This is a genomic window from Paenibacillus lutimineralis, from assembly GCF_003991425.1.
GTDB classification, from domain to species: Bacteria; Bacillota; Bacilli; order Paenibacillales; family Paenibacillaceae; genus Fontibacillus; species Fontibacillus lutimineralis.
In genome coordinates, this window is the sequence record NZ_CP034346.1 from 1,974,770 (window position 1) to 1,998,879 (window position 24,110).

At 48.7% G+C, this 24,110-nt stretch carries 18 protein-coding genes and 1 other annotated feature (1 of these 19 cut by a window edge); of the genes, 13 read left to right on the top strand and 5 right to left on the bottom strand.

Annotated elements, in window-relative coordinates; translation table 11 throughout:
* Nucleotides 1–231: a binding site (T-box leader), on the top strand; it begins 5 nt to the left of the window's first position.
* 67 nt (nt 232–298) lie between these two features.
* Nucleotides 299–2,737, top strand: coding sequence for a leucine--tRNA ligase (gene leuS / locus EI981_RS08085; RefSeq protein ID WP_126997064.1), 2,439 nt, complete (start codon nt 299–301; stop codon nt 2,735–2,737).
* Between the two features lie 101 nt (nt 2,738–2,838).
* On the opposite strand, the gene comER is transcribed toward leuS, so the two are convergent.
* Nucleotides 2,839–3,675: a late competence protein ComER gene (gene comER / locus EI981_RS08090; protein WP_126997066.1), complete on the bottom strand. Its 837-nt coding sequence runs from the start codon at nt 3,673–3,675 to the stop codon at nt 2,839–2,841.
* 111 nt (nt 3,676–3,786) lie between these two features.
* Between comER and EI981_RS08095 the strand changes: the two genes are divergently transcribed.
* The 6 genes from EI981_RS08095 to holA all read left to right on the top strand — a co-directional run bounded on the left by EI981_RS08095 (nt 3,787) and on the right by holA (nt 11,110).
* The gene (locus EI981_RS08095; protein WP_227011767.1) at nt 3,787–4,359 is read left to right on the top strand and encodes a ComEA family DNA-binding protein; all 573 of its coding nucleotides are present in this window, start codon (nt 3,787–3,789) and stop codon (nt 4,357–4,359) included.
* Between the two features lie 13 nt (nt 4,360–4,372).
* Complete coding sequence (locus EI981_RS08100; RefSeq protein WP_126997070.1) at nt 4,373–4,891, top strand: deoxycytidylate deaminase; 519 nt, start codon at nt 4,373–4,375, stop codon at nt 4,889–4,891.
* Nucleotides 4,892–5,063: 172 nt separating this feature from the next.
* Nucleotides 5,064–7,697 (top strand): ComEC/Rec2 family competence protein, encoded by a 2,634-nt coding sequence (locus EI981_RS08105; protein WP_126997072.1) that lies wholly within the window; start codon nt 5,064–5,066, stop codon nt 7,695–7,697.
* 275 nt (nt 7,698–7,972) lie between these two features.
* Complete coding sequence (locus tag EI981_RS08110) at nt 7,973–8,521, top strand: RNA polymerase sigma factor (protein ID WP_126997074.1); 549 nt, start codon at nt 7,973–7,975, stop codon at nt 8,519–8,521.
* The gene (locus tag EI981_RS08115; RefSeq protein ID WP_126997076.1) at nt 8,518–9,780 is read left to right on the top strand and encodes an anti-sigma factor family protein; all 1,263 of its coding nucleotides are present in this window, start codon (nt 8,518–8,520) and stop codon (nt 9,778–9,780) included. Before EI981_RS08110 ends, EI981_RS08115 begins: the two co-directional genes overlap by 4 nt.
* Before the next feature lie 310 nt (nt 9,781–10,090).
* On the top strand, nt 10,091–11,110 hold the full coding sequence (gene holA / locus EI981_RS08120) for a DNA polymerase III subunit delta (RefSeq protein WP_127004473.1): 1,020 nt from the start codon (nt 10,091–10,093) through the stop codon (nt 11,108–11,110).
* A 103-nt stretch (nt 11,111–11,213) separates the two neighbouring features.
* On the opposite strand, the gene rpsT is transcribed toward holA, so the two are convergent.
* Nucleotides 11,214–11,486 carry a 30S ribosomal protein S20 gene (gene rpsT / locus EI981_RS08125; RefSeq protein ID WP_126997078.1) on the bottom strand — a complete coding sequence of 91 codons (273 nt, stop codon included), beginning with the start codon at nt 11,484–11,486 and terminating at the stop codon, nt 11,214–11,216.
* Between the two features lie 202 nt (nt 11,487–11,688).
* On the opposite strand from rpsT, the gene gpr reads away from it, so the two are divergent.
* The 4 genes from gpr to EI981_RS08145 all read left to right on the top strand — a co-directional run bounded on the left by gpr (nt 11,689) and on the right by EI981_RS08145 (nt 15,993).
* Entirely contained in the window at nt 11,689–12,705 is a 1,017-nt protein-coding gene (gene gpr, locus EI981_RS08130) for a GPR endopeptidase (protein WP_126997081.1), read from the top strand.
* Between the two features lie 241 nt (nt 12,706–12,946).
* Nucleotides 12,947–14,278 carry a stage II sporulation protein P gene (locus EI981_RS08135; RefSeq protein WP_126997083.1) on the top strand — a complete coding sequence of 444 codons (1,332 nt, stop codon included), beginning with the start codon at nt 12,947–12,949 and terminating at the stop codon, nt 14,276–14,278.
* 72 nt (nt 14,279–14,350) lie between these two features.
* Complete coding sequence (locus tag EI981_RS08140) at nt 14,351–14,821, top strand: hypothetical protein (protein ID WP_126997085.1); 471 nt, start codon at nt 14,351–14,353, stop codon at nt 14,819–14,821.
* Nucleotides 14,822–14,931: 110 nt separating this feature from the next.
* Entirely contained in the window at nt 14,932–15,993 is a 1,062-nt protein-coding gene (locus tag EI981_RS08145) for a LacI family DNA-binding transcriptional regulator (RefSeq protein WP_227011768.1), read from the top strand.
* On the opposite strand, the gene EI981_RS08150 is transcribed toward EI981_RS08145, so the two are convergent.
* The 3 genes from EI981_RS08150 to EI981_RS08160 all read right to left on the bottom strand — a co-directional run bounded on the left by EI981_RS08150 (nt 15,990) and on the right by EI981_RS08160 (nt 20,064).
* Nucleotides 15,990–17,189, bottom strand: coding sequence for an MFS transporter (locus EI981_RS08150; RefSeq protein ID WP_126997087.1), 1,200 nt, complete (start codon nt 17,187–17,189; stop codon nt 15,990–15,992). The two genes, EI981_RS08145 and EI981_RS08150, sit on opposite strands and share 4 nt — an antisense overlap.
* Before the next feature lie 419 nt (nt 17,190–17,608).
* Nucleotides 17,609–18,793 (bottom strand): glycoside hydrolase family 130 protein, encoded by a 1,185-nt coding sequence (locus EI981_RS08155; protein WP_126997089.1) that lies wholly within the window; start codon nt 18,791–18,793, stop codon nt 17,609–17,611.
* 65 nt (nt 18,794–18,858) lie between these two features.
* Nucleotides 18,859–20,064 (bottom strand): AGE family epimerase/isomerase, encoded by a 1,206-nt coding sequence (locus EI981_RS08160; RefSeq protein WP_126997091.1) that lies wholly within the window; start codon nt 20,062–20,064, stop codon nt 18,859–18,861.
* 779 nt (nt 20,065–20,843) lie between these two features.
* Here EI981_RS08160 and lepA point away from each other — a divergent pair.
* A complete protein-coding gene (lepA, locus tag EI981_RS08165; RefSeq protein WP_126997093.1) occupies nt 20,844–22,661 on the top strand; it encodes a translation elongation factor 4 in 1,818 nt (605 codons plus the stop codon).
* 229 nt (nt 22,662–22,890) lie between these two features.
* Complete coding sequence (gene hemW, locus EI981_RS08170; protein ID WP_127004477.1) at nt 22,891–24,081, top strand: radical SAM family heme chaperone HemW; 1,191 nt, start codon at nt 22,891–22,893, stop codon at nt 24,079–24,081.
* Nucleotides 24,082–24,110: the final 29 nt, after the last annotated feature.

A 24,110-nucleotide genomic window follows, 5' to 3' on the forward strand; every position in this document is an offset into this window, starting at 1 on the left:
GACTTTGATGAGGATTATTAGTTTGGTTACTGCGCCATTCAGAGAGCCGGCGGCTGGTGAAAGCCGGTTGGAGCAACAAATGAACTCGCCTCGGAGTCATGATGCAAAAGGGCATATCCCCTGTAACATCATCGTCTTACCCGCGTTATTGGGTACATAAGGGAGCGAAGGACAAAGCATGTCCAACGCTAACTAGGGTGGTACCACGGGAAATTTCCTCTCGTCCCTAGCGATAACGCTAGGGATGGAGAGGTTTTTTTACATTTCAGGAGATGTTTTAGAGGAGGATTCGAGAATCATGGCGGACAAGAACGTACCTCATGACGTGTATCAAGCCCAGACCATTGAGCCGAAATGGCAAGCATTCTGGGAAGAGAATCACACTTTCAAGACTCGCGAAGACGCGGGTAAACCAAAATTTTATGCATTGGATATGTTCCCCTATCCTTCGGGCGCGGGGCTTCATGTAGGCCATCCTGAAGGCTACACAGCGACGGATATCGTATCTCGCTACAAGCGGATGCGCGGCTATAATGTGCTTCATCCAATGGGCTGGGACGCTTTCGGACTGCCAGCAGAACAGTACGCTATCTCTACAGGGGAGCATCCTCGCGACTTTACGATCAAGAATGTGAACAACTTCCGTCGCCAGATCAAATCACTCGGTTTCTCCTATGATTGGGATCGTGAGATCAGCACAACCGATCCGGACTACTATAAATGGACACAATGGATTTTCATCCAGCTCTACAAGAAAGGGCTCGCTTATGTAGCGGAAATTCCTGTGAACTGGTGTCCAGCACTTGGTACTGTGCTTGCCAATGAAGAAGTTATCGACGGCAAGAGTGAGCGCGGCGGCCATCCGGTAATCCGTAAGCCGATGCGTCAATGGGTGTTGAAGATTACTGAATATGCCGAGCGCTTGCTGGAAGACCTTGAGGAGCTAGACTGGTCCGAGAGCATCAAGGATATGCAGCGCAATTGGATCGGCAAATCTGAAGGTGCGGAAGTCGTGTTTGATATCGATGGACACGATGATAAACTGGTCGTATTTACGACTCGTCCGGATACGTTGTTCGGTTCCACCTACGCTGTGCTTGCTCCTGAACATGAACTGGTAGCTAAGATCACGACTGATGCACAACGTGATGCCGTAGAGGGTTATCAGGAACAGGCTGCTCACAAGAGCGATTTGGAGCGTACAGACTTGGCAAAAGAGAAGACAGGCGTGTTCACGGGCGCATATGCGATCAACCCGGTTAACGGAGCGAAGCTGCCGATCTGGATTGCCGATTATGTACTTGCCGGTTATGGTACCGGGGCGATCATGGCTGTTCCAGGCCATGACGAGCGCGACTATGAATTTGCTAAGCAGTTCGATCTTCCTATCATCGAAGTACTGTCCGGTGGCGACCTGTCCAAGGAAGCCTATACTGGAGACGGCCCGCATGTTAATTCCGGGTTCTTGGATGGTTTGGATAAAGAAGCGGGAATGAAGAAGATGATCTCCTGGCTTGAAGAGAACGGCAAGGGCCAAGGGAAAATTACTTACCGTCTGCGCGACTGGTTGTTCAGCCGTCAGCGTTATTGGGGCGAGCCGATTCCGATCCTTCATCTCGAAGACGGAACGATGAAGCCGGTTCCTGAGGATCAGTTGCCGCTTGTCCTTCCGGAAGTTGAACATATCAAGCCCTCCGGCACAGGGGAATCCCCGCTGGCGAACGTTACGGAATGGGTGAATACTGTAGATCCGGAGACAGGACTTAAGGCTCGTCGAGAGACAAATACGATGCCGCAATGGGCGGGAAGCTGCTGGTACTACCTGCGCTTTATCGATCCACATAATGATAAGGAATTGTGCTCCCCAGAGAAGCAGCAGGAGTGGCTTCCGGTCGACCTGTATATCGGTGGTGCGGAGCATGCGGTATTGCATCTGCTCTATGCGCGTTTCTGGCATAAGGTGCTTTATGATCTTGGCGTGGTATCCACGAAAGAGCCGTTCCATAAGCTCGTTAACCAAGGGATGATTCTGGGCACGAATAATGAGAAGATGAGTAAATCTCGCGGAAACGTTATTAACCCGGATGAAATCGTGAACAATTATGGTGCGGATACGCTCCGTATGTATGAAATGTTCATGGGGCCACTTGAAGCAACCAAGCCATGGAGCGAGAACGGGGTTGAAGGAGCTCACCGGTTCTTGTCCCGGATTTGGCGTCTGTTCGTTACTGAGGATGGAAGCCTGAACGCAAAGATCGGCGGCGAAGGCAGCGACGAATTCAAACGTACGTTGCATAAGACAGTGAAGAAAGTAACGGAGGATCTTGAAGCTCTACGTTTCAATACGGCGATTAGCCAGTTGATGATCTTCATCAACGAAGCTTATAAAGTGGATAGTATACCGAAAGAAGCAGCTGAGAACTTTGTACAAATGCTGTCTCCACTTGCACCGCATATTGCAGAGGAATTGTGGGAGCGTCTTGGTAATTCCGAAGGCATTAGCTATGTATCGTGGCCAACTTATGATGAAGCTTGGACTGTAGATGCTGAAGTAGAGATCGTTGTACAGGTAAACGGGAAGATCGTGGATCGTGCAAAGATCTCCAAAGATCTTGACCAAGCAGCTATGCAAGAACACAGCATGAGCCTGCCTAACGTGAAACAGGCTATTGAAGGCAAGACGGTCCGTAAAGTGATTGCGGTTCCGGGCAAGCTTGTCAATATCGTAGTCGGATAATTCAATATTGCAGACAGACAAGGACTGGGAAGGCCGGCCGAACCCGGCGGTCTTCCCTCTTTTTTTACACTTTTAGAGGTAATATGTAGTAAATAGTAGAGTCACCGTTCGTTTTGGATTTCACTGAACAATTTGTCTAATTTATCGAGATCTTCATTATATTTCTGATGTGTAGCGTCGATAAGTCTGGAGAACACGTCCTGTAGCCCTGAATCTAGAATCTCAATGCCTTTGGCGGTGATTCCGCCCGGCACGGAGACACGCCGCTGGAGCTCTTCCGGGGACAGTCCGCCTTCTGTAAGCAGCTTACCGGTACCGAGCAGCATTTGCGACCCCAGATACAAGGCATCAGCTCTGTCAATTCCCGTCATCTCGGTCGCAGTCTCGGCCCAACGCTGTAGGATGAATGCGATAAAGGCTGGGCCGCAGCTTGAGATATCAGAGGCGATCCGGGTTTGTTCCTCCTTAATGATTAATGGTGTGCTGATCGATGACATGAGTTGCTCCAGCAAGAGACGGTCCTCCGGCTGGATGCGCGAACCATATATGCAGAGCGAGGCTCCGCTTTGCACCGAATGTGTAATGCTGGGTATGATTTTTGCTATACGCGATGGAACGGACTGCTCCAGCATTTCAATCTGAACAGGGCTCGTAATGGATACGATAATTTGTCTATCCGTCAGCACATCCCTAATCTCCGATAGGACGCCCGGGAAATCCAGCGGCTTCACACATAGGAATATAATTTGGCTCTCACGCGCGGCTTCGACATTACTGTCAACGATGCGTATTCCGGGATGGCGTCCTGCAATCCGCTCCGCCTTATGCGGGGAACGATTGCTAATGCAGATGAAGCTTTGATGTAGTGCACCGGAGCGTAGAAATGCGTCGATTAACAGGCTGCCCATAGACCCAGTTCCGATGAAAGCCACTTTCATCCCGTTTCCTCCTTTCGTGCAAATATGCAGTGTTTTTATATATGTATGCATCTTGATTGGATCTTCATGACCTAAACGGCACAGATTCTTTTGAGATTGGAGTGTTATATGATGAATAAAGGGTATGTTATCACCTCGATTTGCTCCGCGCTTGCGGGAGCTGTATTGATGCTTCTTGCTTTAGGAGGCAGCCATGCCTCAGGGATCGAAGGCTGGACCCCAGTGAATCGTGAGGTAGCGCTAACTCTGCAGGATCAGGCGGCTCATATGAATGATGCCTCCTCAGATAGGTCGGCTCTGACTGCAACGGCGCCGCAAAAAACAGAGACACAGGCTCAAGGACAGGCGGATCAGGTTTCGCTTGATGCGGATACGGCTGTTCCGGCCAATAATAAAGGGAACGCTGAGCCAAATGCTACGGGCACGGGTTCATCGGATACACAGGCTAAGAGCGAAAGTACACCACCAGCAGAAGCCCAAGGCCAGAGTGGCTTGATTAATATCAATACGGCCGGAGCGACAGAGCTTCAGGAGGTCCCTGGAATCGGTGAGAAGAAGGCGCAGGCGATCATTCTTTTTCGCAATGAGAATGGCCCCTTCCAATCGGTAGAGGATTTAACGAAGGTCAAAGGAATCGGCGCAAAAATGCTTGAAAAAATGAGGCCCTTTATAGGGCTGAGATAGGAGATTGCGAACAATGAATCATGATCAACGTAAAGATTGGGATACGTATTTCATGGATATCGCCTATATGGTGTCGACGCGTTCCCGCTGCGATCGTCGCCATGTTGGGGCTGTGCTCGTGCAAGGTAAGAAGCTGCTCGGAACAGCATATAACGGAGCGCCATCCGGTGTTCCGGATTGTTCGGAAGCAGGCTGCATGATCTCCGAGGAATACGAATTGGTCATTCAGGACGGTAAAGAGACTATGGTCAAAAAACAGCGTTGTATCCGTACAATTCATGCGGAACAGAATCTGCTGTTGTTCACCGACCGAATTGATCGCGAAGGCTCGAGCGTATACGTAACAGATGAACCGTGCTGGACCTGTGCGAACATGCTCGCGAACAGCGGGATTACAGAGATCGTCTTCCATCGCCCGTATCCGAAGGATACGGACAAAGTCAGGGCCATGCTGGAGCAGGTAGGCATCCGGTTCCGTAGACTGGACACTTACCAGCCACCGCAAGAGACGATAACTGCAGTAGAGAACTAAGAGAACAGCTTCAAAGATCAAAGTTCAATATATAACAAGATGAAGGAAGAACCTCATCTGCTCAGGCAGGTGGGGTTCTTTGTCGTTCATAATGTTGTTCAAAAAACTACCTCTAACAGGAACAATGATAGCTGGCTTCTAATCAATTAGAAATTAGGGGAGGGTAAAAATCGTGAAAAGCAGACCATTGGCAATGGTCGTTTGCTGCTGGATTGCCGGGAGCGGGAGTGCAGTCTTATGGCATGGAACCTCGTTATGGCTAACTTGGGGCGGGCTGACCCTACTAATCCCCCTGCTTGGGATCGTACTAAGATATCGGCCAAGACAGATGGTTCTGTTATGGCTTGTTTTTTCGCTTGGGGCTATATATTGGCAAATCAATGATGGGAGAAATGTAAGTAAGATTAGCACTGCGCTTGCTGCAGAAGTTATAACTTCAGATACCGTTATGGTTAAAGCAAGTGGAATGATCGTCTCCGCGGTAGAAGTCAATGGGGATCGGGCAGCATTTACAGCGGCTCTGCAGAGTATAGAACCTTCGCAAGTTCCAGGCGAAAACACAGCTCCAGGTATACATGGGATTGACACCGCCGGTGAGCGGGTTGCCGTACAGATCAAGCTGTCTAAGCAGGAAGAGCAGGCTGTTGCTGCAGCTTGGACCCGAGGGCAGAAGATCACGCTGCAGGGTAGTTTGGAACAGCCAAGCGTAGCGCGTAACTTCGATGGATTCGACTACGGGAAATACTTACGAACACAGCGTATTCATTGGATTTTCAAAGCCGCAGGTGCTTCCGCGGTGGAGGCAACATCCGGCGGTTTCAGTGGGGCGGCTCTACTGGGTGAGGTAGATAAGCTGCGACAGCGTATTGGAAGCCGGGTTGAGCAATTATTCCCGGGGTGGCAAGCGGGCTATATGAAGGGGCTTCTCATCGGACTCGCTGATGAGCTGGAACCGGATAAATATACTCAGTTCACCCAGCTTGGTCTGACGCATATTCTGGCGATATCAGGCAGTCACGTAGCGATTAATGTCGGTCTGCTCTTTGGCTTGCTTCGTCTCTGCAGAGTCACCCGCGAGACCTCAATCTTGATCGTGCTTTGCTTCGTACCGATTTATGTACTTCTGACAGGCTTCTCACCTTCAGTAATCCGTTCCGGCATTATGACGATACTCGGTTTATATTTGCTGCGGCAGCGCAGGCTGAAGGATGGGCTGAATGTACTGTCAGCAGCAGCGCTGCTCATGCTGTTATGGGAGCCGAACTTTTTGCTAAATGTCAGCTTTCAGCTGTCGTTTGCCGTTACTGCCGGATTGATTATTTTCGTACCGCAGATACTTCCGTTGCTTGGCTGGCTGCCGCCCAAAATTCGCGGCACCGTCGCGATTACGGTAGCTGCGGAGATCGTCTCTTTTCCTTTGACGATCTTTTATTTCAATCAACTCTCACTACTCTCTCTAGCTGCGAATCTACTAATCGTCCCCGTTATCGGGCTTGTCGCTTTACCTCTTGGCACGACTTCATTGCTGTTCAGCTGGATTTGGCTCAGGCTAGGTACTTGGATCGCCTATCCGGTCATTCTCGTGAATAAAGTAACTTTTCAGGCTACGGAATGGCTTACTAGTCATAGCGGCTTCATGACTTATTGGAAATCGCCGAGCCTCCTATGGATCGCCAGCTACTACTCGGTCATTTACGGTTTGCTGCTGTTGAGCAAGAGGGTGGTGACGCAGCGCTCCATTCAGGCTGTCACGGATGATACTGTTCCGTTGCCGGATCGTCCGGTCCACTCTACAGCCAAGAGCCACTACAGCTTTGCGGGAGATAGCTTCAAGCGCTACGCGACGATGCTCTTGCTGGCGATCAGTCTCATTGCCATGCTTATCTACGGTTACCGTCCGCTCAACCCCCATGGCATTGGTCATGTACAATTCATTGATGTTGGACAAGGCGACTGTACACTGATCACGACGCCATCAGGGATTAATATACTGGTGGATGGGGGCGGTACCGTCTCTTTTCGTAAGCCGGGAGAGGGATGGCGCGATCGGCGGGAACCGTTCGAAGTTGGAGCGAAGACGGTTGTTCCATTGCTGAAGAAGCGTGGAATCCATCGCCTGGACATCGTCATAGCCACGCATGGCGATCAGGATCATATCGGGGGCCTACAAGCAGTCGTTGAGCAATTCCCGATCGGCGCTCTGTTGTTCAACGGCAGTTTCTCCGAATCGGCGACTTTGGCTAAGCTAATGCAGACAGCAGTGGATAAGAGAATCTCTATTTATGCGGTCTCAAGAGGCATGATCCTCAGTCCGGACTCCGCAACGAGACTTGAATTTATGGCCCCTCTCCTGCATGGACATGAAGGGGATCAGACGGATTCAGCAATACCGTATATTAAGGAACAAAATGCCGAGTCTGTCGTATTTCGACTGGAGATGGGTGGAGCAAGCTTCCTGTTCACAGGGGATACGGATGAAGGGACGGAGCGCAAGATGATGGCTCTGGAGCATCAAGACTCTACAGAAGGAGCAGTCAAAGATCTGCGCCCGATAGATATGTTGAAGGTAGCGCATCACGGTAGCAAGACATCAACCTCCGCCTTATGGGTCAGGCGTTATCAGCCAACCGCATCGGTGATTTCGGCGGGGGTGGGCAATACTTATGGGCATCCGAATGCCGGCGTAGTGGAGCGGCTTACTCAGTCCGGCAGCATGATTTTTCGGACGGATTTGCAGGGGGAGGTTCAGGTTAAAGTGCATCAAGGATTAATACAGTCAAGGTACAAAAATAAATCATCGGAATAGGCGGTGTCAATAGAAACTATTCCCCTGTTCCCGCGTCTCATAGTACGATTGTATTTTGTTGAGGTCACTAGCGACCTCTCTTTTTTTATTTTTGCACTGTGCCCGCTGGATGACGCGTCCTCTTTTTTTTGGTATTCTAAGGTGAGATTGAGAACTTATATGAAAAAAATATCTTCTTAAAGCCTAACATTATTTGTCTAAAAAATAGAATAACAATATTGCAACATATCGCTGGTCGATATCGTCTGTAATGTTGCAAGGAAGGGGGAGCCTTAGTGGTAGAGCAGGGACTCATCAGAGCCGCTCAGCAGGGCGATCGCGACGCTCTAATCACCCTATTGCGTGAGATAGAAACACATGTGTACCGGACGGCCTATTATATTTTGAATAATGAACAGGACGCGCTGGATGCAGCCCAGGAGGCGCTTATCAGGATCTATACGAAGATAGAGACCTATGAGGAGAAGGCGCAATTCAAGACATGGGTTCAGCGCATAGTAACCAATATATGTATTGATAAGTTCCGAAGGAACAAACCTACGGTTTCTATTGAAGAGCATGAGCTTGTTTTTCAAGGGAAAGAGAGTGTCGAGAGGGAAGTGATGTCCGGCTACATAGCAGAGGACATTCGCGAAGCAATCGATCAGCTTCCGGAACATCACCGTTCTGTTGTTGTTCTGAGATATTTGCAGGACTTCTCGTACAATGAAATTGCTGACTGTTTGAATTTACCACTGAATACGGTGAAATCCTATTTATTTAGGGCGAGACAACAGCTTCAGCATTTACTCCAAGATTATCAGAAAGGTGGTGTGTCAGGATGAAATGTTCGGAGGCGGTGGAATGGATGCATCGTTATTTAGACCATGATTTGAACGATGAAGAAAGTGCCCAATTATTCGAGCATATTCGCAATTGCCGAGATTGTGCCGAAGAATTTGATATATTGAAAAGACTGAATTCCAGGTTAGAACAGCTTCCAAAGGTTATGCCGAAGATCAGTCTGGTTGATGCGATTCTTCCTCAGCTTGATGAGATCGACAGGGCACGCCGGGAGGAGGGCAGCGCTTCAGAGGTGCTACCAGGGATGGAGCCGCTGGTTGCAAAGTCTGCAGAAGCGGCGACAAGCCGCAGTCGCAGGCAGAGTCCATGGCGAAGTCGCGCTTTTCGCGCTGGGGCACTTGGCGTAACTGCCGCGTTAGTCCTTGGCATATTCATATACAATTACCAGCCGCATACGGTGTCAGATGCTGAAATGTCAGTACAATCCATGTCCAGTAGTGATAAGGCTGATCATGCTGCCCAATCAGATCGTGCAGATAGCACTGCTGCGGATGACGGTGGTGTAAAGAGCTATTTATCACCGGAGGACAGTGACTCGGCCGGGAATGCCGGCGATAGCGTCTTGAGATCGACAGAACAACAAGGTGGTAATGTAGGAGATGAGAATCCTAATGCTGCACGGATGGGGGGGTCTCCTGTCGGGGACCATAACGATAGTAAGGCTTCCATAAGCAAGCAGGGTTCAGCGGACACAAAGGCCACTAATAAGACGGATGTGTCTGCCAGTGATAAGGCTTCGAGTGGACAGAGCGGCAAGCAGGAGAAAGCTACGCCTAGTTCAACCGCTTCGGGAAATACAACAGACTCGGGAGCTGCAAGCGATAACGTTGCCAAGGACAACCGTAGTATTGACAATCATGACCGGACTACGGATGGAACAGAGGATGCCGCGGGTTCTATGGAGAGCAATCAATATACAATTGGTCAGAACATCATGGGTATAGTAGCTGCGGATCTATGGACTTCGCCGGACGGAGGCTTTAAGGTCGAGGTTAATGATGGCCATCTCTATTTGTATCGGAACAATTTAGACAGTATGAACGGCCGCACTTTGATTACAGATAAGCCCATTGATGGTGTATGGGTGCGAGGCTCTTGGTCCGAGGATAGCAAATCGTATCAGTATGAGATCGAGAAAGATGGCGTGACTTCGACTTATACGTTGCAGGCGGATGCTGGAAGCGATACAGGGGACTCACCCGGGAATAATGACCAAACTCAAAAAAATACAAATAAATGAGTCACCTTTTTATGAGATATGGAATAGGTTATATAGATTAGAGAGAGAAGACGGACCCTGATCGTCGTATGACCGCCGGCGGAAAAGTTTCTAGAGCTTTTCAGCCCGCGTTTATATAGATGTTCTGGGACAAAGGGACCTTATGCTAATATAGCGGGGTCCCTTTGTTGCGTCAAATGGGAATCTCCATCCGCTCCATCTGAAAATTGTGGTTTGGACGAACAGCGGTTTTCGAGATATGATAATACAATGAGTGTTTAAAAAGACGGACTTTTCAAATACCTCTTAAATAGACAAGGAGGGAAAAATGGTGGATGTGAAGGCAGCAATCAAAGAGATCAAACAGGGGAAGGTCTCCCCTTTATATTTGTGTTACGGTACAGAGAAATATCAGATGCAGCAATTCATCACCTTATTGCAGGAGCAAATTGTGGATCCGGACCAACGCGACTTTGCGCTTGCACATTTTGATCTGGCGGAGACCCCTGTGGAGGTAGTCATTGAGGAAGCAGAGACGCCGCCATTCCTGGCTGAGCGCAAGTTGATCATTGCCAAGGATTCGGCTGTATTTACAGCTGGCAGGGACAATAGCAAAATTGAGCATAAGCTGGAGACGTTGCTGACCTATTGCGCCAATCCAGCCGAATATAGTGTTATTGTCTTTATGGCTAACAGCGAGAAGCTGGATGAGCGGAAGAAGATCGTCAAGACGATGAAAAGTGAGGGAATCGTTCTGTCCTTCCTGCCGCTTAGCGGAGCCGAGCTTGTGCAGTGGGTGGTTCGTGAGGTGGAGGGCCGAGGCTGCCGGATCGGAACGGATGCGGCGGAGGCGCTTATCGCTTCAGCAGGGGTACAGTTGTCGGCTCTGTCGGTCGAGGTGGACAAGCTATGTCTATATACCGGGCCGGGAGGCAAAATTGAGCCGTCCACAGTGGAGCAACTGGTGGCGAGGAGCACAGAGCAGAATGTATTCGTAATGGTGGAGAATATCGCTAATTTGAAATTGGAGAAGGCGCTCGATATTTTCTATGAGCTTCTGAAGCAGCGTGAGGAGCCGATTAAAATCGCTGCCCTAATCGCCCGTCAGTTCCGCATTATGCTGCAGGTTAAGGATTTAGCTAGGCAGAGTTATTCCCAGCAGCAGATCGCTTCTCAGCTCAGTCTGCATCCTTATGCGGTGAAGATTGCTGGTGAACAGGCGCGTAAATTCGAAGCTACGGCATTGCGGGGCATATTGTCAGAGCTGGCTGAGCTGGATTACCGTATGAAGAGCGGGCGCGTTGATAAAGTGCTCGGATTGGAAATGTTCTTGCTGAAGCTTGGGGCGTAGAGGAGCGGCGCTCCTCTTTTTTTCATCCTATAAATGCATCCAAAAAGACCTGAACGAATTCGTTCAGGTCTCTTCAGGCTTCAGTTTATTAAAATGTCGCCGATTACGCTTGAGTCGTAAGGGCGTTCAATTTTTTAGCCAAGCGGGATTTCTTACGAGCTGCTGCATTCTTATGGATCAAACCTTTAGTAACAGCTTTGTCCAATTTTTGAGTAGCAGCGGCGAAAGCGGCTTTCGCTACTTCCACATCAGTATTAGCCAACGCAGTGTCGGCAGATTTTACTACTGTACGCAGTGCAGATTTTTGCGAAGCGTTAAGTTGGCGACGTTTGTCGTTAGTTTTAACACGTTTGATTGCGGATTTAATGTTTGGCATTGCATTCACCTCCTGTAAAGCATATATCAAGCCAGATGATTCACAACTTAAAATATTTTATCACGCGTCCCGTCAAATTGCAACGAATTCATCAAAAGTGAATGAACAAAAGTGAACTTGTTGAACTTTGCTTGCATAATCGGATTTCCTTTCCTGCACAATAACAGGTATAGGCAAGAGAGGAAAAGGAGGTCTGAATCAGATGAATCTGGATTTGCGTGATTATGCAGTAAGAACAGATTTAGCAGTTGAATCGAAGGAAATGGCCGAGACGGTACATGGAGGTCCGCTGCCCGGCGTACAGGAGCAGGTGGACGAGCATGACGGAATCAAGATAACCCGGCTGGATGTTACTGACGAGAACGCTTCACAGCAGCTTGGCCGGATGATGGGTCATTATATTACTTTAGAGGTGCCGGGCCTACGTAGTCAGGATACCGATTTGCAGGAGAAGGTGTCAGCAGCTTTTGCGCAGGAGTTTAGTGCATTTCTTAATAAAATAGGCATCAATAACGGGGCGAAAGTGCTGATCGTTGGACTTGGCAACTGGAATGTGACGCCGGATGCACTTGGACCACTTGTTGTGGAGAATGTGCTCGTTACCCGTCATTTCTTTGAACTGGCTCGGGACCAGGTTGCTCCTGGCTACAGAGAGGTTAGCGCCATTGCCCCTGGCGTACTTGGAATTACGGGTATCGAGTCAAGCGAGGTGGTACAGGGGATCGTGGAACGGACGAAGCCGGATCTGATCATTGCTATTGACGCGCTTGCCTCCCGCTCACTGGAGAGGGTGAATACGACGATTCAGATCGCGGATATCGGAATTCACCCAGGCTCGGGCATCGGCAACAAACGCAGAGGGTTAACCAAAGAAATTCTCGGCATCCCTTGCATAGCCATCGGAGTTCCGACTGTATGTTACGCTTCTACGATCGTGAACAATGTGCTTGATCTGATGAAGACGCATTTCAATGATGAGAGCAGTGATGGCCAGGGGGCAGAGACAAAGCAGATTATGGGTCTGCTCCATGACCTGAGTGAAGGTGAACGCCTAGGACTCGTCAAAGAGGTGCTCGAGCCGTTAGGGCATGACCTGATCGTTACGCCCAAGGAAATCGATGAATTCATTGAAGACATTGCTAATGTGATCGCAAGCGGACTTAACCTGTCTTTACATGAGGCAGTAACGCCTGATAATGTCGCAAGTTATACGCACTAGACGGCGAAAAGCCGTAGATATTTGCATATAGCTTCACCGCCAAGAGGGTCCAATATTCCGAAGAGGTCCATTCTCCTTTGGAGTATTGGGCCTTCCTTCTCCTAAGCCCATAGTTCAACGAATCTATCGGACTTCTTCTTTTTTATTAGAATTCTAGGTTCTATTCATTCGAATAGATTCATAGAGTTGGAGTACAAGGAATGATTCCGATAGAACAACTGCTAGGGAGGACGGAGGAAGCATGAAATTTAGAGCATGGAATGTAGGCAAAATAAAACGAAGCATGATGCATATGCTGGCGATGGGACGAACCTTCTTGTTAATGTCGGTGATGGCGGCCGTGTTTTTTGTATTATTGGGCACCCTAGGAATCGCCGAGAAGAGCTTGAACACTTCACCGGTATCTTCGATGAAGGGCCTTGCTGCTTCGCTGTCGAGCCGTTTTTTTATTGATATGGTTGGCATGGAGCTGCCGCATTCGGTGAGTGAGAAGCAGTCGCTCGTATTTGACGGTAAGAAAATGACGAATTTCGTATTTCAATTATTGACTGATGTTAATCCGGCTGATCCGAAGAGCCTGATCGCCCGCGAAGTACCTGGACTCGGAGCAGACAACCCGATACTTCTGCGCAGCGGCTCGGGCAATAATACTGCCTCGGCCCCGGAGGATTATAGACCCGGTTCAGGTGCCGATGGTAGCGCGCCAGATCATGAGGAAGGGAATGGACATGGGGATCAGCCCACACCTGATCCGCAGCAGGGGGGAGACAGCGGGCTACCGCCAGATAAGTCTAGGGGTCAGGAACCCAAGGATGATGAACCGCCTATCAAACCAGGCAACAAGAATATTGTGATGATCTATCACTCTCACCCTCAGGAATCATATAATCCGCTGTTGGGTTCAAGTGTGGACAATCCGAGTTCTTCGGATGAGGATAAGAACGTTGGGCTTGTCGGCAAGATGCTGGCCAGTGCGCTAGAGAAGAAGGGCGTAGCCGCGATGCATTCTTTTGTTAACTACCAAGCAACAGTGAGTAATTACAACTACAATTATTCATATAAATATTCAAGAGAGACGGTTAAACAGGCCATGGCGGAGAACGGCAAGCTGCAGTACTACTTCGATATTCATCGCGACTCGAAGCGTCACGAGAAGACGACGGCAACGATTGACGGGGTGAACTATGCGCAGGTCTATTTTATCATCGGTCATTCCAACGACAATTGGCGCCAGAACGAGGAATTCGCCAGCTCGATCCATGATCGGATGGAGAAGACCTACCCAGGCATATCGCGCGGAATATGGGGCAAGACCTCGGCTCAGGGCAACGGTGAATATAACCAGTCCTTATCGCCCAACAATATATTAATCGAGATCGGCGGTATCGATAATTCCGAAGAAGAGCTTAATAACACCGTCAAGGTACTGGCTGGGATTATCGCAGATATCTATTGGGAGAGTCAGGATACAGAGAAGGCAGGTACGCTGGCTAAGGCTGGGAAGAGCACTGATAAGACTGTAGCAAGTGGCAATAAAAATTCGAATAAGAGCAATACTGATATTAAGAAATAAACTTGCGTCAACAAGTAAGTTCATTCTATCAAAATAATGACATATCGAGTCCGGGAAGGAGCGTTAGTCGAAATGGCCAAAAAAATGAGGAGAGCGGTGTTCTATCTAATACTACTCGCTGCTGGGGTAACTCTTGGAATGCAAATGGGTGATGGAGATTTATCAAGCACTTATAATCCGCAATATGCCGAGGCTAATGCTTCATCCAACGGATTTTGGAAGAACGGTTTTTATTATAGTAGGGCTGAAGCTCAACCCGTATGGGTGAACGGAAGCGCTACTAACGGGAATGGAGGCTATGCTGGGAATGGCGGTACTGGTATCGCACCTGACGGTTATTATATTGTGACTCCTCCACCGGGCCAGCCAGGATACCAGACGGCTCCAGGAGCAGAGGTGTCAAAAACCCCAGCAGAGCTGTTGATGCCACCTGCAGAAGCTCCAGGGGTAGACCAGATTGCAGACAAAACAGCTAACCTGCTGCAGCAAATCTCCAAACGGGGAATTCATTGGGTCGCCTCTTGGTTCAGTCCGGAAACGTGATAACAGCTGTTTATCCCCGCACACAGCTTTGTTATACTAATTTTTATAGGTAGAAATTACATTATAACTATTGAACACAAACTGTTATTTGTTGCGGGGGTATTAGAAAGTTGAAGAAGATTACGATGCAGCAGATTGCTGATCATTTGGGCGTGTCCAAATTTGTTGTCTCCAAGGCATTGTCCGGCAAAGGTGGGGTAAACGAGACCACGAAGAACCGGGTCATTGAAGCGGCTTCGCAGCTCGGTTATTTTGCTCAGAAGAATGCTTATATCAAAAATCAGGTAGACTCTCAGTTTTACTCTGAGGCAAGCGGTAAGCAATCTGTCATCGTGCTGATGCCTAACATTCGTTTTCAGACGAGGGAGTCGCTCTATTGGGGCAGAATTATGGAAGGGATCTCTGTGGAGCTGGAACGTCGCGGATTGGGGGTGGTCATTATATCCGAATCACGTGTAGACAACATCATTCATGTTCTGAACCCGGGAGGGATTCTCGGGATGGTCGGTGTGGGACAGATTGATTCATCGCTCCTGCTGGAGGTACACCGTCTCGGCATTCCTACCGTATTGGTTGATCATGAAGATGCGCTGATTCCAACTGATACGGTGTTTGCCAACAATATGGACAGCCTCTCCAGGCTCTGCAACCATTTGATTGGTTTTGGCCATAAGAAGCTCTGCTTCCTCGGCGATCTATCCTTCTCGCGCAGCTTCCGTGACCGCTGGTTAGGCTTTCGCGACGCATTGGAACGGAGTGGTCTGGAGGTTCAGCAAGCGGATGATCCGATGCTCTGGCTCCAAGGGGTGGAGACAGGCGAATATGCTGATGAATTGACTGCTATACTGCAGACCAAGCAGAAAGAGAACACTCTGCCGACGGCACTTGTCTGTGCCAATGATTCGATTGCGCTGAGAGTGGTCTCCATTCTACAGGACATTGGTGTATCCGTTCCCGAACAAATTTCGGTAACTGGGTTTGACAATATTGATGATGCTGCCCGAAGCGAAGTCTCGATGACCACTGTAAATGTTCCCAAAGAAGCCATCGGGCGCCGTGCGGTGAAGAAGCTGATGGAACGGATCGAGCAGCCGGAAATGGCCATCGAGAAAATATTGATGTCGACAGAGCTAGTTCTCCGCGAATCGACCGGTGCTGCGGTCGGCGGTTAATTGGGAGATGAAGGCTGCCCTTGTTTACCGAACCGCTGAGACCAATAGCCGAGGCCCATCGTTCCGATCAGTAGGATACCGGTGATCCAGAATACGGAATGAATGCTCCAGATGCCGCTGATTGCGCCGCCGACAAGCGGCCCTAGCATCCCGCCTACCTGGTTAGCCGTCTGATTCAGACTGAAGGCGCGCCCGCGGAAGTCTGGTTTTGTCGTACGGACGACCAGACCGTTCAACGCAGGAAATACAGCACAGAAGAAGCAGCCATATAGGAAACGAATCGAAGAGAACCAGTAGATATTATGGAACGGAAGCTGCAGGAGTGTGCCTATTCCGCCTGCAAACAGGCCGATCAGTAATATTTTGTGAAATCCGACTTTGTCGGCATATTTCCCCCAACGTGGTGCGAACAGAATACTGGCTACACCGACCAGGGAGAAGACGATTCCCGATACGAGCGAGGCATCCTTGGCGTTATGACCCAGATCGACGATATATAAGGACAGCACCGGCTCGATCGTCATCACTGAGAATTGCGTGAGCAATGTCAAGATCAGAACAATGATCAGTGGACGGTTGTTTGCCGCCAGCTTGAAAGTATTTACAATCGATCCGGAGTCTTTGCTCGGAACGAACGAATCTTCTTTGACCATGAGAATGATAAGAATCGTAGCGAGGAAGCAAAGGACACCGGCGCTGCCAAAGGCGATGCGGTTATCGAAAATCTTGGAGAGAATGCCGCCAAGCATCGGTCCCATAATATTGCCGGTTGCGGTTGCCGTAGACATCATGGAGAGGGCGTAGCCGACTTTTTTCTCAGGAGTGTTCGTTCCTACCAGGGCAATCGCCCCGGGGATAAATCCCGATAGAAGGCCTTGCAAGATCCGTAGACCGAGCAATTGGTACTCATTCGTAACGAAGGCAGTAAGTATATAGATGACACATAGGACGAAGCCAGCACGAATAATCATCGGCTTGCGGCCATATTTGTCGCCAACGGCTCCCCAAAATGGGGATGAGATGGCTCCGGCCAGAAACGCGCTGCTGAACAGTACACCTGACCATAACTCGATATGTTTGCTAACTCCTAGATCAATCAAAAAGAGTGGCAAGAACGGAATGACCATGGAGAAGCTGGATGATACAATAAAAGAACCGACCCATAATACCCATAAGTTTTTCTTCCAAGTTTCCACTGTTCATCACTCCTGTTGACGATTTGCTCAATAGAGTGACCAATGGTGGTTTTATTCTATTGAGATCCGTATAGATTTCTCAGTCAGCTTCTATGATACTGCAATTAGAACGAATAATCATTAGGACTAGATGATTTCCCTACTATATGTCAATAACGCATTTGAAGTGGAACTGGAGTTTAGAGACTATGAGGCTCGTTAGCTCCTCATATCAATTACAGAAGAAGTGCCTGGGAGACTCTAACCCAGGCACTTCTTCTTGTTCATTATGAGTGCGTGTTCAAAAAGGCCGATTTTCAGCACCGAAGCTTATGCTTCCGATGTGCGTTACGACCTCGGAAGCATTTGCTTGTTGTTTGTACGTGAGCACCGGAAGGCCCGCTGAATTTTCTTATCAAAGCGGACTTTTTGAATAACCTCTATGAGTGTACTCTCATGTATTCTAGATTACGGTCGACCAATTGCACTCTTTGCTGAACGCAATCGTAGGAGCGAAGCGGATCCACGGGGGTATTCATGCAGTAATCGAGCAGTTGATCTACTGTCGTTGTTGCTACATGAATCCGGGTATCAGAGGAAGCGTAGTAAATGTACACTTCTCCGTTCTCTCTGGCGATGACGCCGTTGCAGAATACGACATTGGAGACGTCGCCAACTCGTTCCTCACCTTGCGGGGCGATAAAGTGCCCGCCTGGGCGATAAGTGACTTTGTAAGGCTCCTGCAGATCCGTGAGGAACGCATAGAGAACATATCTTAGCCCGGCTGCGGTGCCACGGACGCCATGCGCGATATGTAGCCAGCCTTTGTCCGTCTTGATCGGGGCGGGGCCTTGGCCGTTCTTGACCTCTTTGATCGTATGGTAGCAGCGCTCATCGATGATCAATTCCTCGTCGATGCTGGCGTGTTCGATAGATTCGGACAACCCCCAGCCGATGCCCCCACCAGATCCAGCGCTGATGAAGCCGTCTTGTGGCCGGGTATAGAAGGCGTATTTACCATCGATGAACTCTGGATGTAGTACAACATTTCTCTGTTGCGGAGATTTGGATTTCAGATCGGCCTGCCGCTCCCAGGAGATCAGATCCTTGGTCCGGGCGATTCCGCATTGCGCAACCGCACTGGAGAGATCTCCGGCAGGAGCGTCAGGATCTTTGCGCTCGGTACAGAACAGGCCATAAATCCAGCCATCCTCATGTTGAACTAGACGCATATCATAGACGTTCGTATCAGGATCTTCGGTCTCCGGCATAACGACCGGATGATCCCAGAATCGGAAGTTGTCGATTCCGTTGTCGCTCTCGGCAACGGCGAAGAAAGATTTGCGATCATAGCCTTCCACGCGCGCTACGAGGTAATACTTATCATTTATATAGATGGCTCCGGGGTTAAGAACCGCGTTAATCCCGAGTCTCTCGGCGAAGAATGGATTGGTGGCCGGATTGAAATCGTATTTCCAGATAAGTGGAGTATGCTCTGCCGTTAATACCGGGTATTTATAGCGGTCATAGACTCCATTTCCGTAAGGGATTTTCTCATTAGGGCGGGTGATCAGATGTTCATAGCGTTCTGTTACGGCTTGCTTCCGATCTTCGAATAGACTCATATTTATTCCCTCCAGGGCTGATGTGATTGAAAATTCAGTTGAACTTATGAGATGTATGTGCAGAGTTAATTTAGTACTTGATGCTTCAGTCGCTCTAATATTTCCAGACATGCCCTGCTGTTATGGTAGGGGCATTTCCACGCGCTGACCTTAGGTCCACGGGGGAGAGGAGATCCATCTGAGCTAACTCCCCAATACCACTCCCCATAAGTGTGATCAATAAGGTATTTCTGAATGAAATCCCAGGAACGCAGCGCAGCTTGCTCGAATCTCTGCTCTCCGCTTAATTGATAGGCGTTGAAGAATCCAACCATCGCTTCAGCCTGCGGCCACCAATCCTTGTTCGTGTCAATTAGTCCGTTCGGACTCGACTCGTTCCAGATCCCTCCGTCATCGTCCACGCCTGCCTCTAGCACGGCAGCGGCCATGGCGACAGCGGTCTGCTTGATCCCTTTTAACAATTCGTGATCTCCCAGCACTTCCGCTGCCTCAACAAGCAGCCAGCTGCCCTCGATATCGTGGCCGAAGGAGATATGATCGCCCTTAACGTTCCAGCTCTCATCGAAGAAAAGATTGAAGCGCTCCTGATGTGAATCAATAATATGATGCTTTGTGACCTGTATAAGTTCGGTCAAGCTTGCGGTTAGCTCAGGCGATGGCCATGTTCTATATAGATTGGTGTAGGCCTCCAGGATGTGAAGATGGGTATTCATCGACTTCTTCTCATTCAGATCTTTGTGGCTAAGACACAGGTTATCTGTCTCTTTCCAATCACGGGACAGAGCTTCGACATAGCCCTTGTATACGCTGTCATAACTGTGCTTCTCCAAGAGATGATAGGTGGCAATAGATAAGTCCAGAACGGATTGATGCTTCGTTGCCAAATAGTATTCGGACAAGGCGTATATGGCAAAGGCTTGCCCGTAGATCTGCTTCTTGTCGTTACTGGGACGGCCCTGATAATCAACCATCCAGAAGAACCCTCCATAATCTGGGTCAAGGAAATATTCAATCAAATATTGATAGGCTCTATTGGCTATCTCAAGGTAATGGGGGACCTGCAGGGTACGGTATGCTGCAGCGAAAGTCCACAGGATACGTGTGTTCAAGACGAGCCCTTTGTCAGCTTCAGGAATTAGTTTCATAGGCTGTTCAATAGCGCCGTAGAAGCCCCCATTAACATGGTCGATACTATGCTCGCTCCAAAATTTCAAGATGTTGTTTTGTAATTCCTGCTGCAATTCCTTGCTCCACTGTTCAAAGCTGATCATTCATAACACCTCCTTTGTAGGATTCTCGATCTCTAAGGCGTTTTCGGCAAATAAAGCAGAATCGTTTGTTGGATAAAAATGCTCTTAAAATAGCATTTGTTATCATTTGTTATATTAGAATATAACAAAAACAAATACCTTACACCTAATATAAAACGACTATCTGCTTATTTCAATAGAAATTCTCGCTCCCTGCTGCAAATGTTTGTTAGCATTTCACAGATATAGAAAAACCGCCGTAATCACGGCGGCCAGGTAGCTGAAAAAGCTTGTTAGAAGTCTTTTCAGTTTTTCTAACGAAACTACAGAGCGTTATTTCCTCTAAAATAGCGGCCAAATCAATCTAATGAAACTACAGATCGTTATTTGGGAGAAAACCAGATGTTAAGCCCCTCAATCGTCCAAATAACGATACCCAGTTTCGTTAAAAGTATTTAGCAACCTTTTTGACCCAAATAGCGATACACAGTTTCGTTAGAGTTGGCTTTGATAATCTGCCCAATATTCTTTGGCAGGAAAGGCCACACAATACGGTTGGTCCCGTATGAAGACATCACGAAAACCCGATCGTGAATCGAAATCCATCTCAAGGTGTAGCTCGTATTTCTAATCGTTCGGTCATACCTTTCGCTGGACGATTTCGCGGATGATGCTGAAATCGGAGGTTATAGCTAGTTATTTATATAAATGTAGCTTTTACAATTGCCTAATTGCTGTCCGTCCTTGCAACTGATATAATGAATTGATTGTACTCAAAGGATTTTGTGGTGGGGGTAAGGATGACAGATATTAAGCTTCGACAACAAAAAATTCGTAATTTCAGTATCATTGCACATATAGACCATGGGAAATCGACATTAGCTGACCGGATTCTCGAATATACCGGTGCGCTCACCTCCCGCGAAATGCAGGAGCAGGTGCTCGATAAAATGGATCTGGAACGGGAACGCGGCATCACGATTAAGCTGCAAGCAGTTCGGCTGTCCTATAAGGCCGATGATGGTGAGGAATATATCCTTAATCTGATTGACACCCCGGGACATGTGGACTTTACGTATGAAGTATCGCGCAGCCTCGCGGCTTGCGAGGGCGCTCTGCTTGTCGTAGATGCGGCGCAGGGAATTGAAGCGCAGACGCTCGCTAACGTGTATTTAGCTCTTGATAATGATCTGGAGATACTTCCGGTCATCAACAAGATTGATCTGCCAAGTGCGGACCCGGAACGTGTGAAGGAAGAGATTGAAGAAGTGATCGGGCTCGACGCTAGTGAGGCGGTTCATGCTTCTGCAAAAGCGGGTATCGGGATCAAGGAAATTCTGGAACAGGTTGTACAGAAGGTGCCAGCGCCGACAGGCGATCCGGATCAGTCGCTTAAGGCGCTGATTTTTGACTCGCATTACGACCCGTACAAGGGTGTTATCGTCTATGTTCGCGTCGTTGATGGGCAGATCAAGGCCGGATCCAAGATTAAGATGATGGCCACCGACAAGGTGTTTGAAGTTATTGAAGTAGGAGCCTTCAAACCGCGGATGACCATTGTCGATGAATTGAATGTTGGTGATGTTGGATTTATCGTCGCCGGGATCAAGCATGTCGGAGATACTCGGGTCGGGGATACGGTAACAGATGCCAAAAATCCTACTCCGGAGCCGCTGCCAGGTTATCGCAAGATCAATCCGATGGTGTTCTGCGGTCTCTATCCGATCGAATCTTCGGATTATAACGATCTTCGTGAGGCATTGGAGAAGTTGCAATTGAACGATGCATCGCTTAGCTTCGAACCGGAGACTTCAAGCGCTCTCGGTTTCGGCTTCCGTTGCGGATTCCTCGGTTTGCTTCATATGGATGTTATCCAGGAACGAATCGAACGTGAATTCAACATTCCGTTGATTACAACGGCACCGAGCGTTATCTATCATATTACGCTGACTAATGGCGAGATGATTACGATCGACAACCCGTCTAACTATCCGGAGATCGGCAAGATTGAATATGTAGAAGAGCCTTACGTCAAAGCGGCGATCATTGTACCTAATGATTTTGTTGGTACCGTAATGGAGCTCTGCCAAACCAAGCGCGGTGAATTCGTCAATATGGAGTATCTCGATACGACCCGTGTGACGATTACGTACCAGATCCCGCTCTCGGAGATCGTCTACGATTTCTTCGATCAATTGAAATCGAGTACGAAAGGCTATGCTTCCTTCGATTACGAAATTTCCGGCTACCGCAAATCCAATCTGGTTAAGATGGATATCTTGCTTAATGGCGAACAGGTCGATGCGCTCTCCTTCATCGTTCACCGCGAGAAGGCGTATCACCGTGGCCGGGTCATCTGTGAGAAGCTGCGCGAGCTGATTCCGCGTCAGATGTTCGAGGTGCCGATCCAGGCTTCAGTCGGGACGAAGATTATCGCCCGGGAGACTGTTAAGGCGATGCGAAAGAACGTGCTTGCCAAGTGTTACGGCGGCGACATCTCGCGGAAGCGGAAGCTGCTTGAGAAGCAGAAGGAAGGCAAGAAGCGGATGAAACAGGTCGGCAGTGTTGAAGTGCCGCAGGAAGCGTTTATGGCTGTACTCAAGATTGATGATAAATAGAAGAGATATCTTCAATGGGGGAAGCCTTCGGGCTTTCCTTTTGACTTTAGGTGAGTATAAAGAGAGAGTTCAAAAAGTGCGGTTTTCAGCACCGAAGCGTATGCTTTGCATCGCGGTCGCTCATCCTTGAATGGCCTCGATCAGGTTTCGTATCAAAAGCGGACTTTTTGAACTACATGTTAAAGGAGGCATTGCCGTGAACCATATGATAAATAATGAAGGACAGGGAATGCCTGAACAGGAGATTGAAGTGAAGTCATCCGCTCCGAAGGCGGTTTATATTCATATTCCCTTCTGCACCAATAAATGCTTCTACTGCGATTTCAATTCGTATGTACTGAAGGACCAACCGGTTATGGACTATTTGCGGGCATTGGACCATGAAATGGAGCTTACGGTCAGCCATACACCTCCGGGAGAAATTCGCAGCATCTTTGTTGGCGGAGGTACGCCAACCGTATTGAACCCACAGGAGATGGAGTTCTTTCTCGCTTCTGTGCGCAAGCATTTTCCAAACTTTGCGCCGGATATCGAGTTCTCGATGGAAGCCAATCCAGGGACGACCGATCTGGAGAAGCTGAAGGTGATGCGTGAAGGCGGTGTGAATCGGGTCAGCTTCGGGGTTCAGGCATTCCAGAATGAGCTATTGTCCGGGATTGGTCGTATTCACAATACTGAAGATGTGTACCGCAGCTTAGAGAATGCCCATAAGGCCGGACTGCATAATCTCTCGATCGATCTGATGTTCGGCCTGCCGAATCAGACCGTGGAGATGCTTGATTACAGTGTACAAAAAGCGCTTGAGCTTGGTCTGCCGCATTACTCGATCTACAGCCTGAAGGTAGAAGAGAATACGCTGTTCCATACGCTGTATCAGAAGAATCAACTTCCGCTTCCAGATGAAGAGGCTGAGCTGAAGATGTATTTGCTGCTGATGGAGCGGATGAAGGAAGCGGGATATAAGCAGTATGAGATCAGCAATTTTGCGAAGCCGGGCTATGAGAGCCGCCATAACATCACCTATTGGCGAAATGAGGATTACTACGGCTTTGGGGCCGGAGCGCATGGATATGTGGGTCGCCAGCGTCATATCAACATCAAGGGAGTTAACCCTTACGTAGAAGCAGCGAATACGCGGCTCCCACGTCTGGATCAATTTACGGTTCCTCGTGAGGAAGCGATGGAGGACTTCATGATGGTTGGTCTGCGTATGCTAGATGGAATTCGAAATGTAGATTTTGAGGCCCAATTTGCAGTGAAGCTTGAGGAGATGTTCGGCAGTCATTTGCGCAAGATGGTGGAATCCGGATTGCTTGAACGCTATGAGGACGAGGGCGGCTATCGGCTTAGTGAGAAAGGGATTTTGTTCGGTAATGAGGTGTTTGCTGAATTTATCGACACACTCACGGAACCTAAATAAATATTAGCTCAAATTAAGAACAAAGGTGT

Excerpts from the sequence above, each read along its gene's own strand:
- EI981_RS08115 (WP_126997076.1), top strand. The coding sequence starts at position 8,518 with ATGAAATGTTCGGAGGCGGTGGAATGGATGCATCGTTATTTAGACCAT.
- leuS (WP_126997064.1), top strand. The coding sequence starts at position 299 with ATGGCGGACAAGAACGTACCTCATGACGTGTATCAAGCCCAGACCATT.
- EI981_RS08135 (WP_126997083.1), top strand. The coding sequence starts at position 12,947 with ATGAAATTTAGAGCATGGAATGTAGGCAAAATAAAACGAAGCATGATG.
- hemW (WP_127004477.1), top strand. The coding sequence starts at position 22,891 with ATGCCTGAACAGGAGATTGAAGTGAAGTCATCCGCTCCGAAGGCGGTT.
- comER (WP_126997066.1), bottom strand. The coding sequence starts at position 3,675 with ATGAAAGTGGCTTTCATCGGAACTGGGTCTATGGGCAGCCTGTTAATC.
- EI981_RS08155 (WP_126997089.1), bottom strand. The coding sequence starts at position 18,793 with ATGAGTCTATTCGAAGATCGGAAGCAAGCCGTAACAGAACGCTATGAA.
- rpsT (WP_126997078.1), bottom strand. The coding sequence starts at position 11,486 with ATGCCAAACATTAAATCCGCAATCAAACGTGTTAAAACTAACGACAAA.
- EI981_RS08100 (WP_126997070.1), top strand. The coding sequence starts at position 4,373 with ATGAATCATGATCAACGTAAAGATTGGGATACGTATTTCATGGATATC.
- EI981_RS08140 (WP_126997085.1), top strand. The coding sequence starts at position 14,351 with ATGGCCAAAAAAATGAGGAGAGCGGTGTTCTATCTAATACTACTCGCT.
- lepA (WP_126997093.1), top strand. The coding sequence starts at position 20,844 with ATGACAGATATTAAGCTTCGACAACAAAAAATTCGTAATTTCAGTATC.
- gpr (WP_126997081.1), top strand. The coding sequence starts at position 11,689 with ATGAATCTGGATTTGCGTGATTATGCAGTAAGAACAGATTTAGCAGTT.
- EI981_RS08160 (WP_126997091.1), bottom strand. The coding sequence starts at position 20,064 with ATGATCAGCTTTGAACAGTGGAGCAAGGAATTGCAGCAGGAATTACAA.
- EI981_RS08095 (WP_227011767.1), top strand. The coding sequence starts at position 3,787 with ATGAATAAAGGGTATGTTATCACCTCGATTTGCTCCGCGCTTGCGGGA.